Origin of the sequence: Pseudoduganella dura (assembly GCF_009727155.1) — a bacterium.
GTDB classification, from domain to species: Bacteria; Pseudomonadota; Gammaproteobacteria; order Burkholderiales; family Burkholderiaceae_D; genus Rugamonas; species Rugamonas dura.
In genome coordinates this window covers 5,496,127-5,511,481 of sequence record NZ_WNWM01000002.1, presented here as the reverse complement: position 1 = coordinate 5,511,481, position 15,355 = coordinate 5,496,127, and the positions used below count along the sequence as shown (strand labels likewise).

The following is a 15,355-nucleotide window of genomic DNA, read 5'->3' as shown; positions in this document are numbered from 1 at the left end:
TGGATGAGGCAGCCGCGAACGGCCGGCATCAATTCGGCATGCGCGCTACCGGAGCAATCGACTCCGGTACGGCACCGGACTGCCCGTCGCCGAATGCCGCGCCGCGATCGAGAACGGCCCTGGCCTGTTTCATGTCGATGGCGCCCTCCCAGCGCGCCACCACCACCGTGGCCACGCCATTGCCCACCAGGTTCGTCACGGCGCGGGCTTCGTTGAGGAAACGGTCGACACCGAGCAGCAGCACCAGCCCTTCGACGGGAATCTTGTGCATCGATGCCAGCGTGGCGGCCAGCGCCACGAAGCCGGCGCCGGCCACGCCGGCCGACCCTTTCGAGGTGAACAGCAACACGCCCAGCAGCACCAGCTGGTCCCACAACGTCAGGTCGATGTTCATGGCCTGGGCGATGAAGATGGATGCCATCGTCAGGTAGATCGCCGTGCCATCGGCATTGAAGGCATAGCCGGTCGGCAGCACCAGGCCAACGACCGGTTTCGGGATGCCCAGCATTTCCAGCTTGACGAGCATTTGCGGCAATACCGCCTCCGTCGATGCGGTACCGAGCGTCACCAGCAGTTCGTCCTTGATATAGCGCATGAACTTGAACAGCGAGAGGCCGCACGTACGCATGACAATGCCCAGGACGAGGACAATGAAGACGGCGGATGTCAGGTACAGGCAGAGAATCAGCTGGCCGAACGATGCCAGCGTGCCGATGCCGTATTTCCCGACCGTGAAGGCCATGCCCCCGAAGGCGCCCAGCGGCGCGACATACATGGCGATGCGCACGACGCCGAACATCCCTTGCAGGAACTGGTCGAGCATGTCGACGAAGGGTTCGACCTGCTTGCCGGCGCGGGCCAGCGCGATGGCGAACAGCAGGGAAAAGAAGATAATCGGCAGCATTTCGCCTGCGGCAAAGGCGCCGACGACGCTGTTGGGCACCATGTTCAGGACGAAGTCGAACGCGCCGCCCTGCTGCTCCGCCCGCTTGGCATAGGTGGCTACCGAAGAGCCGTCGATATGCGCGGGATCGATGTTCATGCCGACGCCGGGCTGGAACACGTTGACGACGATGAGCCCGATGGCCAGCGCGAGGGTGGAAGCAACCTCGAAATACAGCACTGCCTTGATGCCCACGCGGCCCGCTTCATGGACATTGTTCATGCGGGCGATGCCGACGACGATGGAGGCGAAGATGATCGGCGCCAGCAGCATCTTGATCAGCTTGATGAAAAGATCGCCGAGGGGCTTGAGCTGGGCCCCCAGGTCCGGCATGAAGTGGCCGAGCGTGATGCCTAGGACAATGGCAATCAGGACCTGGACATAGAGTTTGGAAAGGGACTTTCCGAGGAAGGTGGATCGCATGGCTGTCTCCTGTTGCGAATCGTTTGTACTGCGTTTCGTACTGCGGACTGCCGATGGACAGGCGCGACCGTGGCGGGGCGCCTGGCGGCGCCGCCCGGATGGTCACGGTCCTTTCGATGGGGTTGCTTGCGGCCACGCCTCTTCTGGGTAGGCGTCGGGGCCGCGAGGCGCTCAGGCCGACAGTTTTTGCATTTCCGCGAACAGGTCCGCCTTGCCTTCGAAGCCGATGCCCGGCAGGTCCGGCATGGTGATGTAGCCGTTGTCGACGGCCACGCCGTCCGGGAAGCCGCCGAACGGCTGGAACAGGTCGGGGTAGGATTCGTTGCCGCCCAGGCCCAGGCCGGCCGCGATATTGAGCGACATCTGGTGGCCGCCGTGCGGAATGCAGCGCTTCGGCGACCAGCCATGCTCGCGCAGCATGTCGAGCGTGCGCAGGTATTCCACCAGGCCGTAGGACAGGGCGCAATCGAACTGCAGCCAGTCGCGGTCGGCGCGCATGCCGCCATAGCGGATGAGGTTGCGCGCGTCCTGCATCGAGAACAGGTCTTCGCCGGTCGCCATCGGGTTCTTGTAATAATTGCGCAGCGTGGCCTGCAGCTCGAAGTCCAGCGGGTCGCCCGGTTCCTCGTACCAGAACAGGTCGTATTGCGACAGCGCCTTGGCGTACATGACGGCGGTGTCGAGGTCGAAGCGGCCGTTGGCGTCGACCGCCAGCTTCTGGCCATCGCCCAGCACGGACAGGATCGAATCGATGCGGCGCAGGTCTTCGTCCAGCGAGGCGCCGCCGATCTTCTTCTTGACCACCGTGTAGCCACGGTCGATGTAGCTGCGCATCTCGTCCTTGAGCTTCCGGTGGTCCTGGCCCGGATAGTAGTAGCCGCCGGCCGCGTAGACGAAGATCTTGCGGTCCGGCGTGCCGTTGCCGTAGCGGTCGGCCAGCAGCTGGAACAGCGGCTTGCCTTCGATCTTGGCCACCGCATCCCAGACCGCCATGTCGATCGTGCCGATCGCCACCGACCGCTCGCCATGGCCGCCCGGCTTTTCGTTGGTGAACATGCAGTTCCAGATCCTGTGCGGATCGAGGTTGGTGCCGGCGTCGTCGACCAGCGAAGCCGGGTCGGCCTCCATGATGCGCGGGATGAAGCGCTCGCGCATCAGCTTGCCCTGGCCGTAGCGCCCGTTCGAATTGAAGCCGTATCCGATCACGGGCTTGCCGTCGCGGATCACGTCGGTGATCACGGCGACCAGGCTCAGTGTCATCTTGCTGAAATCGATGTACGCATTGCGGATCGGCGAGCTGATGGGGAGGGTTTGTTCACGGATTTCTACGATTCTCATGCGAGTCTCCTGGAAGCGTCGCTTTGCTCGCGACAGATATTGGGAGAACGTAGATTAATCCCGGAAAGGCGGCCTATAATTTCCCTGGATTTATTTGACAAGTGAAAACATGTGAAGAATGACCTGACATCGGACATGCATCTTTTCGTGCTGATCGCGCGGCTGGGCAGCCTGTCGGCGGCCGCGCGCGCCATCGACCTGACTCCGCCGGCCGCAACCAAGCGGCTCGCCATGCTGGAAAGCCGCCTGGGCGTGCGCCTGCTGAACCGCACCACCCGCAATCTCAGCCTGACAAGCGAGGGCGAGACCTACCTGCAGCACGCCACGCGCATCCTGGCCGACGTCAGGGAGATGGAAGATGCCGTGTCGCAGGGGCGCGCGCTGCCACGCGGCCTGCTGCGCGTGAATGCGACCCTGAACTTCGGCCGCACATCCATTGCGCCGCTGGTCTCGGAATTTGCAAAGCGCTATCCGGAAGTGGAGGTGCTGGTCGAAGTGACCGACAGGCCGGTCGACCTGGTCGAGAGCGGATTCGACCTCGCCGTGCGCTTTGGCGAACTGCCCGACAAGCGGCTCAATGCCCGCCGGCTCATGTCGAACCGGCGGTTCCTGTGCGCGTCGCCGGCCTACCTGGAAAGCCACGGAACGCCCAGGGCGCTGGCCGACCTGGCCAGTCACCGCTGCATCATCCATCGCCAGAATGACGACGCGTACGGTATCTGGCGCTTCCTGCACCACGAACACAGCGAAGTGGTGAAGGTGCACGGCATGTTGTCGAGCAATGACGGCGATATCGTCCTGGGCTGGGCCCTGGACGGGCACGGCATCCTGATCCGGTCGGAATGGGACCTGGCCCGGTATCTCGACAGCGGCCGCCTGCGGATCGTCCTTCCCGACTTCAAGCTGCCATCCGCGGACCTGTATGCCTATTATCCGGAACGCCGCAACCTGCCGATCCGGGCGCGGGCGTTCATCGACTTCCTTGCCGAGCATTTCAAGGCGGCGCTCGACAGCCGGGGCGGCAGCGTCCAGGAACACATCAAACCCGTCGCCCGTTCACGCAAGGTACGGCCGTGACCAGCTTCATGCCATGAACCTTCGAAACTGCTGCCGGGCGCCGGCAGGAATCGGGCCGCCACTGTCTTCCAGGACCAATGGCGAGCGGGATGACCCGCGGTTCCTTACAGCTTGCCCGACAGCGTAACGAACACCTGCCGCGGCGCGCCGTTCAGCAAGGTCATCGACGTGCCCTGCGGGTCCGAAGCCGAGAAGCCGTTCGAACCGATGGTGCCGAAGTAGTCCTTGTCGAACAGGTTGGTCACGTTGACCTGCAGGGTCAGGTCCTTCAGCATGCCGGCGGAGCCGAGCCGGTAGCCGCCGGACAGGTTGGCCACCACGTACGACGGTACCGAATTGTCGTTCAGGTAGGTGTAGTAGCGCTTGTCCGTGTACTTGGCGCCCAGCCGCGCGAAGAAGCCGTTGGCGTCGTACGCCAGCTCGGTGTTGAACATCTTCTTCGGCGCGTCGACGACCTGCTTGCCGTCGGTGGCGACCAGCCTGCCATTGTCCGTGTAGTTCGATTCGTAGGTGGAATCGTTGTACGTGAACGTGTTGAACCACGACAGCGCCGGCGAGATCTTCCACACCGCCAGCGCTTCCAGTCCGCGCGTGGCGACCTCGCCCACGTTGACGATCGTGCCGGCGCAGCCGACGATGCCGGCGCAGGTGGCGATGCCCAGCTGGCGGTCGTCGAATTTCGAGTGGTACAGGGCGACGGAGCCCTCCAGTTGCTGTTCTCCCATCCTGCGCTTGAACCGCATGCCCAGGTCGAACGTGGTCGACGTTTCCGGCTTCAGGTTCGCGATCGACAGCGCGTAGCCGGCGCGGGTCTGCGAGAACGGCCCGTTCACGCCCGGCTGGTACGAACGCATGTTCTTCGCGCCAGAGGCGAACAGTTCGTCGTTGCGCGACAGCTGGTACGTGACGCCCGCCTGCGGCAGGAACGATTTCCTGGCCGTGATCGAGCCGTCGGCCCGGTCGCCGACGAACGTGCGCGCATCGATCTCCACCTTCGGGCTCTTGAAGCCGAAGTTGAGCTTCAGGCGGCCGTCCAGCAACGCAACCGTATCCTGCAGGTGGAACTGGCGGGTATCGGTGACGAACGACTGCAGGAAGCCCGTGCTCATCGGATCGCGCAGGAAGTCGTCGATGTAGCGCCCATCGGTCGCCGCATAGAAATTACGCGTCAGCACGTGCTTGCTGCGCTCGGCCCAGAAGCCGGCGTTCAGCGTGTGCATGCCGAGCTCCCATGTCCCGTCGCCCAGCAGGCCGTTGCGGCTGATCGTGTATTCGGTGGTGCGGATCGAGATCGGCACCGCGGCGGAGGTGGGCGTGTACGGGGTGTACCAGTGGCCCTGCCCTTCGTTGCCGTGGTGGTAGCCGGTGAGCTTGGCGGCCAGCGCCGGCGTGAGCTGCAGGTCGAGCGCGGCGCCGGCCAGCTTGTCCTTGCGCAGGCCCTGGCCCAGGTAGTAGGCGTCGTCCAGGCTGTTGACCCCGCCGCTGTAGACGCCCTTGGCAGCGTTGACGGCGCGCTGCCAGTCCGGGTAGTAGTTGTCCCAGTCCATGCCCAGGCGGTTCGCGCTTTCCAGCGACAGGTCCTGGTAGTCCACTTCGCGGCGGTCCGAGTAATTGAAGAACGCCGACAGCGTGTGCTCGCCGATGCGGCGCTCGACCTTGCTGTTGAACTGGTCCTGGTCCTGCGGGCCGGCGCCTTTCCATTTTTCGGAACGCATGCGCGTGCCGCTGATGTAGAACCTCGTGCCGCCGGCGAATTCGCCGCTGTCGAACCGCACGAAGGTGCGCGCCGTGTCGTCGCTGCCCAGCGTTTGCGCGGCGGTGATGCCCTGCTCGCTCGCCGGGCCCAGCGTGACGAACTGCACCGTGCCGCCCAGGTTGCTGGTGGACGCGGTGCCGAGCGCGCCGGCCCCCTGCGACACGGCGACACGGCCGATGTTCTCGGACGAGATCGCCCGCGAGATGTGCAGGCCGTTGTTGTTCCCGTAGCTCATGTCGCCCAGCGGGATATCGTCGAGCGTGAAGCCGAGCTGGTTCTGGTTGAAGCCGCGGATCGAAAAGCGCGTCGACCATTCATAGCTGCCGAACGGGTCGGCCGACTGGAAACTCACGCCGGGCAGTTTTTCCAGCGTCTTCAAAGGGCTGGTGCCGGGCGTTGCCTGCTGCAGGTCGGCGCGGGTGATGTTCTGCACCTGCCGCGACTGCCCCGTGCCCGTCACTTCCACGATCGCCATCGGCGGCGCGCCCGCCGGATCGGGCGCCGGGTCGGCCGCATGGGCGAACGCGGGCAGCGCGGCCAGCAGCGACAGGCACAGGGGTTTCAGGCGGAGTTGGAACGAAGGCTGGCGCATCGGAGTCTTTCTCGGACAATTGGTTGGCACGACGAAGTTAATCAAATGAAAACTGTGCCGGATGGTAAAGACCGGATATGACGCCGCCATGACAGCCGCCCCTGCATGCACGCCGGCGTGGCCGCGTGGCGACAAAAACATGCGTCGGTATCTTCCCTGATAGCAACCCACTATTACTCTGCAATGCGAACTGATAGACTTGCGGGTTGTTTTAACTGTACCGCAACGAAAATTAACAATCTGACCATGCGCGGTGCGGATTCACCTGAGAGAGAAGTAATGCGAGATCGTCGCGGAGCCCCCGTTTTGCTGGCCGGCCTGGTGGCCGCTGCCTGTTCCAGTTTTTCAAGCAATGCCGCGCATGCGCAGGACGCGCCATCCACGGCATCGCAGATCCAGGAAGTGCTCGTCACCGCGCAGCGCACCACGTCGCCCGAATCGAAGACACCGGTGGCGATGAGCGTGGTATCCGGCGACGCGCTGCGCTCCGCCGGCTTCGACACGCCGGCCGAACTGGCCAAGCGCCTGCCGAACGTGCACCTCGACGGTGCCGCCGACGGCCTGAGGATCACGATCCGCGGCGTGTCGAACTCGGACGCCACCGACAAGGGCGACCCGTCCGCCGCCTTCATGCTCGACGGGATCTACATCGCCCGCCCGCAGAACCAGAACGGGCTGCTGCTCGACGTCGACCGCATCGAAGTGTTGCGCGGCCCGCAGGGCACGCTGTACGGCCGCAACACCACCGCCGGCGTCGTCAACGTGATCTCGCACGCGCCGACGCGCAAGCTGGAAGCCGCGTTCGGCGCGGATGCCGGGAACTACCGCAGCCGCAAGGCGAACGGCATGCTGAACGTGCCGGTCAACGACTGGCTGGCGCTGCGCGCCGCCGTGGCCACCGGCCGCCACGACTCCTACCTGCGCAATGGCCAGGGTACGGGGCACACGCTGGGCCTGGATGCCGATATCCGCACCGCCCGCCTGTCGGCCAGGGCGGCGCTCGGCGACACCGCTTCGCTGCTGCTGCGCATCGATCACAGCACCAACGACTACAATCCCGACGGTTTCGTCTCCGACAACAACTTCTTCCGCAACGCCGACCGCGGCAACCCGGTGTGGTACGGCGCCCCCGCAGGCGAACGGCTGACGAACGGCTTCAGGCCGCGCAACGGCAGGCCGGAACAGGGCTGGGCGCATAACCGCGCGTCGGGCATCAGCGCCGAGTTCACGTGGGACCTGGGGCCGGTCACGCTGTCCTACCTGGGCGCGCACCGCAAGTTCGACCTGGATTTCCTCACCAACTATATCTACCGCGTGGCGCCAACGGCCACGCTCGGCGTGCGCCAGAACTTCACCGGCGGCCAGCGGCAGGATTCGCACGAGCTGCGCGTGGCCACGAACGGCACCGGGGCATTGTCGGCGCAGGCCGGCCTGTACTGGTTCGACGAACGCTCCCACTCGAACTACGTGTTCCGCGACCTCGTGCCGATCGGCCTGACGCCATACTATGCGTTCCCCACCGATCCCACGGTGGCGAAAAGCCGCGCCGCGTTCGGCCAGCTGACGTACCGTGTCATGGACCGGCTGCGCGCCACCGCCGGCCTGCGCTACACGCAGGATGAAAAATCGCGCGTGGGCGCCACCAGCTTCCAGCAGGGCCCCGTGTTCAACCCGGCCACCGACTTCCAGTTGCCGAACGCCGCGCGGATCGAGACCGACAAGCGCACCTGGCGGCTGGGCCTCGACTACGACCTGGCGCCGTCGACGTTCGTGTACGGCACGATCGCCACCGGCTACAAGGCCGGCGGCTTCAACGACGGCTGCGCCGCCGGCACGACGCTGGGCGTGGCCTGCCCGGCCGCGGCGGCCGTGGCGCCCGGCTACCTGTTCTACCAGCCGGAGTCGCTGAAATCGATCGAGGTGGGCGCGAAGACGCGCTTCTGGAACGGGCGGGCCAGCCTGAACGCCGCCGCGTTCAGGTACGACTACACGAACCTGCAACTGTCCGGCAACGCGATCGTCGCCGGCGCGCCGCGCTTCATCACGACCAACGCGGGCGTGGCCAGCGTGCGCGGGCTGGAACTGGACGGCAAGGTGCAGGCCACCGCGGACGACCGGTTCAGCTACGGCCTGACGCTGCTCGATGCGCACTACGTGTCGTACACACCGGACGGCATCCACTCGTGGAACGATAAAAAGCTCGACCGCGCGCCGTCGCACGTGCTGGCGGCCGGCTACGAGCGCCGCGTGCGCTTCGCCGGCCACGAAGTGCGCGGCGGCGTCAATGCGCGCCGCAGCGCCGCCTACATGATCGGCGTGCCGTCGAAGCTGGTGCAGTACCGCGTGCCGGCGATGACCACCGTGGATGCCACGCTGGCCTGGCATCCGGACGACGCGCCGTGGACCCTGTCCGCGTATGGCCATAACCTCGGCAACAGGATCGCGCCGGCCACCATCGACAGCTTCGGCATGTCGGTACCGGGCGCGCCGCGCACCTATGGCGTGCGCTTCGACTACCGGTATCAATGAGCCGCACATCAATGAACCGCGCCGCCATCGATCAGGCATGCCCGATGCCCGCGGCGGGCGGGCCGCAACGCCACGCGCCCCGCATCGCCGCCCTGCTGCTGCCGGCCTTCCTGGCGGCGCTGCTGCTGCGCGGCCAGGGCGAAACGACGGCGCTGCTGATCGCCAGCTCGCTGCTGATGTTCGGCGCCAGCGCGGCGAGCGCGGTGCACCTGCTGGGCGCACGGGCCGCGCTGCGCTTCATGCTGATCGCGGTCGCCGCCGGGTGGGCCGGCGAGCAGCTGGGTTCCTCGTACGGCCTGCTGTTCGGCGCCTACACCTACACGGACGTGCTGGGCCCGCGGCTGGGCGACGTGCCGGTGGTGATCCCGCTGATGTGGTTCGCGCTCACCTACGGCGCCTACGTGATGGCCAACCTGGCGGTGTGGCAGGCGCCGGTCGATGGCGCCGCGGGCCTGGGCTGGTCCGCCGCGCTGTCGCTGCTCGCCGCGCTGATCGTCACCGCCTGGGACCTGGGGGCCGACCCCTACTTCGTATTCACGCTGAAGGCCTGGATCATGCACAAGCAGGATGGCTGGTGGTTCGGCGAAACGCTGCAGGGCTTCGTCGGCTGGATGACGGTGTCGTTCTTCATCGTGCTGGGTTTCCGCCTCACGCACCGCTTCGGCCCCATCCGCCCCATGCTGCCCGCCGCGCGCCGCCACGTGCTGGTGCCGCTGGCGCTGTACGGCGGCTGCATGGTGTTCCAGATGGCGGTGGGCGATCCCGTCGAACTGCGCACCGTGGCATTCTTCGCGCTCGGCATTCCGCTGCTGGTCGCCGCATGCGGGCTGGCCCGCTGGCAATCCACCCACCACCAGGAGTAAATCATGCCCGACGGCTCCCGCCTGCCCGCGCCTGTCGCGTCTCCCGGCTCGCCGGTCTCTCCCCTGCTGTGCGCGGACCCGCTGGCCGATGCCACGATCGCGCAGGTCTTCGCCGCCGCCGGCTGCGACGGCGTGCCGGCCGCCGCGCTCGCCATCGTCAACCGCGAGATCGCCGGATGGACCGACAACGGCATGCTGGCCGGCTGGCGCGCCGCGGCGGACGTTCCGGTCCCCATCGCGCGGGCGCTGGAAGCCTACGTGGCCCAGGCATCGTTATTGCCGCCGTGGGCCGACCGGGCACAAATCGCGCGCGCGGAAGAACTGTTCATGGACTTCGGCATGCTGTCCTGCACGCTGCTGTTCTGCGCCAGCCTGCCCGAATGCTACGTGCTGCCGGACCTGGCGGACGTGCTGCACGCGGCCGGCCAGCTGGAAGCGCACACGGACTACCGGGTGCGCTCGACCGCGGCGATGATCTTCCCCGTGATGCTGCATGGCGGGCTGGCGACGCCCGGCGGGGCCGGCGTTGCGCAGGTGCTCAAGGTGCGGCTGATCCATGCCACGATCCGGCGCCTGATCCTGCGCGGCAGCCCGGACGGCGCGCTGGCGCGCGGCCACGTGCCGCCGCTGGCGGCCGATGGCGGCGGCATGCACCAGGTGGTCCACGCGCTGGGCTGGGACCCGGCACGCCAGGGCCTGCCCTGCAACCAGGCCGAACTGGCCTACACGCTGCTCACCTTCGGCTACGTGTTCCTGCGCGCGCTGCGACGCCTTGGCATCGGCCTGCCGCGCGCCGACGAGGAAGCCTACCTGCATGCCTGGAACGTGGTCGGCCACGTGCTGGGCATCGAACGGCCGCTGATGGCCGACACGATGGCGCAGGCCGCGGTGCTGTTCGAGCGTTTCCAGGCCGGCGGCGCGCCGCGGCCCGGCGAGCCCGATCCGCGCCCGGCGCTGGCCGCCGCCCTGATGACGGCGATGGAGCGCGAGATACCGTTGCCGCTGCTGCGCACGTTCCCGGTCCAGCTGACGCGTTACCTGTGCGGCCGCGAGACGGCCCGCACGCTGGGGCTGGCACGGCGCACCGCCTGGCCGGCACGGCTGCTGTTCCTGGCCTGCCTCGGCGCCGCGCGCGCCACCGATGCCACCGTGCGCCTCGCCATGCCTGGCTTCTCGATTTCGCGCATGCTCACGCGCGTGCTCGGCTACCGCTTCACCGCGCGGATCCTGATGGACCAGACGCGGCCGCTGCGGCTGCCCGAGGCGCTGCTGAACCAGGTGGGCAGCGTGCTGTGCGAATGGGAGTGCGACTCCGCGGCGCCGCGCTGGATGAACCGGCTCGAGGCGCGGCTGTCCGGCAGGGGCCGGGGATGAAGCGCGCGCAAGCGAGTCCGGAAAGAGCGCGGCCGGCAGCCCCCCTGGGCGAACTGCTCGCCTTCGCCGTGGCGTGGGTGCTGCTGGCGCCGTTGCTGGCATGGTTTGCCGGCGCCGCCGCGGCCGCCCCTGTCACTGCCACTGCCACTGCCGTCGCCTCGGCCCCCGCGCCGCTGGTACTGGACAACAGTCTGCGCGAAGTCGATGCCTGGTCGGCGCTGACGATGCTGCCCGACCCCGAGCGCCGGCTCGACGCCCCGGCCGCGCTGGCCGCGAGCGACCGGTTCGCGCCGCCCGTCACGGCGCGGGGCACCACGGGCAAGGAGCAGCGCGTGCTGTGGCTGCGCCTTCCCGTCAGGGTGCCCGCGGACGCCGACGGGCGCTGGGTGCTGGCGCTGAACTACGCGCTGCTGGGCCGTGTCGACACGTGGGTGGTGACGGATGGCCGCATCGGCCGCCACATGGCGGCCGGCAACCGCCTGCCGCCGCCGGAACCGCACCTCGGAGCGCGCGTGCCCGCCTTCATGCTGGCGCTGCCGCCGGGCGAACACACGCTGCTGTTGCGCGTCGAGGCGCGCGGCCCGGTCATCCTGCCGGTGCGGCTGGAAAACACGCACCGGTTCCACCGCATGGAGCTGCTCGAACAGATGGTGCAGGGCCTGCTGGCCGGCCTGGCGCTGTGCCTGGTCGTCTACAGCCTGGGCCAGTGGGTGACGCTGCGCGACATCACGTTCGGCAAGTTCGCGCTGGCCACTTCCGGGCTGGCGCTGTACGCCATCGACTTCTTCGGCATCGGCCAGCAATACCTGTGGCCCGGCAGTCCGTGGATGATCGAGCACGCGGGCGGCGTCACGGCGATGCTGGCGTCGTGCGGCTCGTACCTGTTCGTCGAACAGGTGGTGGCACGGCTCGGCATGGACCGCCGCTTCAGTATCCTGATGAAGGCCGGCGCCGCACTGATGGCGGTGTGCGCCGTCACCTACGCGTTCGACATCCTGACGATGAACGGCCTGCTGGTCGTGGTGTCCACGCTCGGCGCCGCGCCCAAGCTGTTCGGCCTGCCCGGCGCATTGCGCCAGATGCGCCGCGGCGACCCGGTGGGCTGGTATTTCATGATCGGCTGGGTGGTCTCGTTCACCGGCGCGATGGTGCTCGGCCAGGTCTTCGGCGGCCGGGTGGAGGCCACCTTCTGGACCATGCACGCGCTGCAGCTGGCCAGCACCGTGGACATGCTGCTGTACATGCGCATTCTCGGCCTGCGCACGCAGGGCCTGCAGACGGCGATGCTGCGCGCCGAGGCGGCCGCGCGGCTGAAGTCCGAATTCATGGCCAACATGAGCCATGAAATCCGCACGCCGATGAACGCGATCCTCGGCATGAGCCGGCTGGCGCTGATGGCCGGGCCCGATGCGCGGCTGCGCAACTACCTGACCAAGATCCTCGGCGCCGGCGAACACCTGCTCGCCATCATCAACGACATCCTCGATTTCTCCAAGATCGAGGCCGGCAAGATGACGATCGAGAACGTGCCGTTCGATATCAACGCGCTGCTCGATCACCTGTCGAGCATGACCGGGCTGAAATCGGATGCGCGCAAGGTGGAGCTCGTGTTCCGCGTGGGCCGCGCCGTGCCCGCGGTGCTCACCGGCGACCCGTTGCGGCTCGGCCAGGTGCTGCTGAACCTCACCGGCAACGCCGTCAAGTTCACCGAACGCGGCGAAATCGTGGTGGCCGTCGACGTGGCCGCCCGCAGCGGCAACGACGTGACGCTGCGCTTCACCGTCAGCGATACCGGCATCGGCATGAACGAGCAGCAGCAGGCCGGCCTGTTCCGGGCGTTCAGCCAGGGCGATGCGTCGATGACGCGCCGCTACGGCGGCACCGGCCTGGGCCTGACCATCTCGCAGCAGCTGGTGCAGCTGATGGGCGGGCAGATCACCGTGCGCAGCCGGCCGGGCGCCGGCAGCACGTTCACGTTCACGGTCGACGTGGGCATCGGCGACCCGGCGGCGGCGCTGCCGGTGCCGGCCTCGCTGCTGCACGAGGCGCGCGTGCTGGTGGTGGACGACAGCGCCACGGCACGCGAGGCCATCGTGGAAATGCTGGGCGGGTTCGGCATCGCCGCCGACACGGCCGGCTCCGGCGAGCAGTGCCTGACGATGCTGCACGCGGCGGAAGGCGACGGCGAGCCCTACCAGGTGGTGCTGATGGATTACCTGATGCCGGACCTGGACGGCGTGCAGACGATCCACCGGATCCGCGACGACAAGCGCTTCGCCGCGCCGCCGGCGATCCTGATGCTCACCGTCTGCACCCGCGACACCGTGCTGCAGCAGGCCGGCCAGCTGCCTCTCTCGGGCTTCCTGACCAAGCCGGTCGGCCCGGCGCTTCTGTATCACAGCCTGCTGCAGGTGCTGCGGCCGGATATGACGGCCATGCCGGGCGGCGCGGCGCCGCCCCGCACCCTCGACCTGGCGCGCCTGGACGGCGCCCGCGTGCTGCTGGTGGACGACAATGCCAACAACCGCGAAGTGGCGCTGGACTACATGGCGGCCGCCCGCATGCACGTGGACGTGGCGGTGAACGGCATCGAGGCGGTACGGATGGTGCAGCGTGGCGACTACGACGCGGTGCTGATGGATATCCAGATGCACGAAATGGACGGGCTGACCGCCACGCGCCGCATCCGCGCCCTGCCCGCCCATGCCGCACTGCCGATCATCGCGATGACGGCGCATGCGCTGGCCGGCGACCGCGAGAAGAGCCTGGCGGCCGGCATGAACGATCACATCGCCAAGCCGATCGATCCGGACCTGCTGTTTGCCGCGCTGCTGCGCTGGATCGCGCCGGAGCGCCTGGCCGGCCGCCTGCCGTCGCCGGCGTTCGAATCGTATCGGCCGGCCGATGCGCCGGAAGGAGGACCGATGCCGGCCGCGCTGCCGGCGCTGCCGGGGGTCGACTGGCATGCTGCGCTGGCCGGCGTGGAAGGCCGCCGCAGCCGGCTCGACAAGCGCCTGCAGGGCTTCATGCGGGAGTATGCGCCCGCCCCGGCCGCGCTGCGCGACGCGCTGGCGGCGGGCAGCCATGCGCCGATCGGCATGCTGGCGCATAACCTGAAATCGAGCGCGGTATACATCGGCGCCACCGAGCTGGCGCGGCAGGCCGGCGCCGTCGAACGGGAACTGCGCGCCGGACGGGATGAGCAGCTCGCGGTACTGGTTCCGCAACTGGTCGGCACCCTCGATACGCTGCTGGCCGGCCTGGCGCCGCTGGCGGCGGCGCAGGCCTCGCCTGCGGCCGGCACGGACATGCGCGCGCTGCTGCAACAGCTGGCCGCCTGCCTGCGCGCCGACGATGCCCGCGCCGAAGACCTGTTGCGCGAACTGCAGGCGCTGCCGGGCGTTGCGGCGCATGCGGCGCTGCTGGGCGAGATCGGGAGGGCGGTCGCCGAGATCGAGTATCATGCGGCAATGCAACCCCTGGCCCGCCTCGCGCGCGCGCTGGATACGACCCTCGAAGATCCTGCATGAATGCCCTGCAAAAAGTCCTGGTGGCCGACGACGACGCGATCAACCGCGAAGTTCTCGCCGAGCTGCTGAAACCCGAATACACGGTGCTGCTCGCCAAGGACGGCACGCAGGCGCTCGACCGCGCCGTGCGGCACGTGCCGGATCTGATCCTGCTGGACGTGATGATGCCCGACATGGACGGCTTCGAAGTGCTGCGCCGCCTGCGCGACGACCCGCGCACGGCGGATATCGCGGTGATCTTCGTTTCCGGCCTGGGCCAGCCCGAGGACGAGGCGCAGGGCCTGAAGATGGGTGCCTCGGACTACATCCTGAAGCCGTTCAACGCCACCGTGGTGATGGCACGCGTGGCGCTGCACCTGCAGATGGTGCGCCAGCGCCGCATGCTGGAGCACCTGGCGCACGTGGACGGCCTGACCGAACTGGCCAATCGCCGCCGCTTCGATGAAGTGTTCGAGCTGGAGTGCCAGCGGGCGCTGCGCCACGAGACCGCGCTGTCGATCGCGCTGCTCGACATCGACGCCTTCAAGCAATACAACGATCACTACGGCCACCCGGCCGGCGACCGCGCGCTGCGCGCCGTGGCGCGTGCCGCGGCCGCCGCGGTACGGCGCCCCGGCGACCTCGCGGCACGCTACGGCGGCGAGGAAATCGTGCTGCTGATGCCGGACACCGACGCCGCGCATGCCCGCGCCGTGGTGGAGCGGCTGCGCAACGCGCTGAACCGCCTGGAGATCCCGCACGTGGGTTCGCCGGTGGCGCCGGTGCTGACCGTCAGCGTCGGCGGCGCCACGCTGCTGCCCGGCGAGGATGCCACGGCGCTGTTCGCCGCCGCCGATGCGCACCTGTACCGTGCCAAGCAGGCCGGCCGCAACCGGGTGGTGTGGCGCGCCACGCCGTGATGCCGTAACGGCGGCCGACAGGAGATGGAAC

9 protein-coding genes are annotated in these 15,355 nt (G+C 68.0%); 6 read left to right on the top strand and 3 right to left on the bottom strand.

All coding sequences use genetic code 11. The features are described 5' to 3' along the window. Positions 1–28 precede the first annotated feature (28 nt). Both dctA and GJV26_RS24065 read right to left on the bottom strand, forming a co-directional pair. Positions 29–1,366, bottom strand: a complete 1,338-nt coding sequence (dctA, locus tag GJV26_RS24070; RefSeq protein WP_155711195.1) for a C4-dicarboxylate transporter DctA — start codon at positions 1,364–1,366, stop codon at positions 29–31. Positions 1,367–1,537: 171 nt separating this feature from the next. After that, entirely contained in the window at positions 1,538–2,704 is a 1,167-nt protein-coding gene (locus tag GJV26_RS24065) for a mandelate racemase/muconate lactonizing enzyme family protein (protein ID WP_155711194.1), read from the bottom strand. 135 nt (positions 2,705–2,839) lie between these two features. On the opposite strand from GJV26_RS24065, the gene GJV26_RS24060 reads away from it, so the two are divergent. Beyond that, entirely contained in the window at positions 2,840–3,781 is a 942-nt protein-coding gene (locus tag GJV26_RS24060) for a LysR family transcriptional regulator (RefSeq protein WP_155711193.1), read from the top strand. A gap of 104 nt (positions 3,782–3,885) precedes the next feature. Here GJV26_RS24060 and GJV26_RS24055 read toward each other — a convergent pair whose 3' ends face one another. Beyond that, positions 3,886–6,129 carry a TonB-dependent receptor gene (locus tag GJV26_RS24055; protein ID WP_155711192.1) on the bottom strand — a complete coding sequence of 748 codons (2,244 nt, stop codon included), beginning with the start codon at positions 6,127–6,129 and terminating at the stop codon, positions 3,886–3,888. Between the two features lie 279 nt (positions 6,130–6,408). Between GJV26_RS24055 and GJV26_RS24050 the strand changes: the two genes are divergently transcribed. From GJV26_RS24050 to GJV26_RS24030, 5 genes are read left to right on the top strand one after another with little or no spacing between them, the layout of a single operon-like run. Continuing rightward, a complete protein-coding gene (locus tag GJV26_RS24050; protein WP_155711191.1) occupies positions 6,409–8,658 on the top strand; it encodes a TonB-dependent receptor in 2,250 nt (749 codons plus the stop codon). Positions 8,659–8,669: 11 nt separating this feature from the next. Continuing rightward, on the top strand, positions 8,670–9,521 hold the full coding sequence (locus GJV26_RS24045; RefSeq protein WP_229419418.1) for a carotenoid biosynthesis protein: 852 nt from the start codon (positions 8,670–8,672) through the stop codon (positions 9,519–9,521). Between the two features lie 3 nt (positions 9,522–9,524). Continuing rightward, entirely contained in the window at positions 9,525–10,895 is a 1,371-nt protein-coding gene (locus GJV26_RS24040; RefSeq protein ID WP_155711190.1) for an oxygenase MpaB family protein, read from the top strand. Further along, positions 10,892–14,425: a hybrid sensor histidine kinase/response regulator family protein gene (locus GJV26_RS24035; RefSeq protein ID WP_155711189.1), complete on the top strand. Its 3,534-nt coding sequence runs from the start codon at positions 10,892–10,894 to the stop codon at positions 14,423–14,425. Before GJV26_RS24040 ends, GJV26_RS24035 begins: the two co-directional genes overlap by 4 nt. Beyond that, entirely contained in the window at positions 14,422–15,324 is a 903-nt protein-coding gene (locus tag GJV26_RS24030) for a diguanylate cyclase (protein WP_155711188.1), read from the top strand. Before GJV26_RS24035 ends, GJV26_RS24030 begins: the two co-directional genes overlap by 4 nt. The last annotated feature ends 31 nt before the right edge of the window (positions 15,325–15,355 follow it).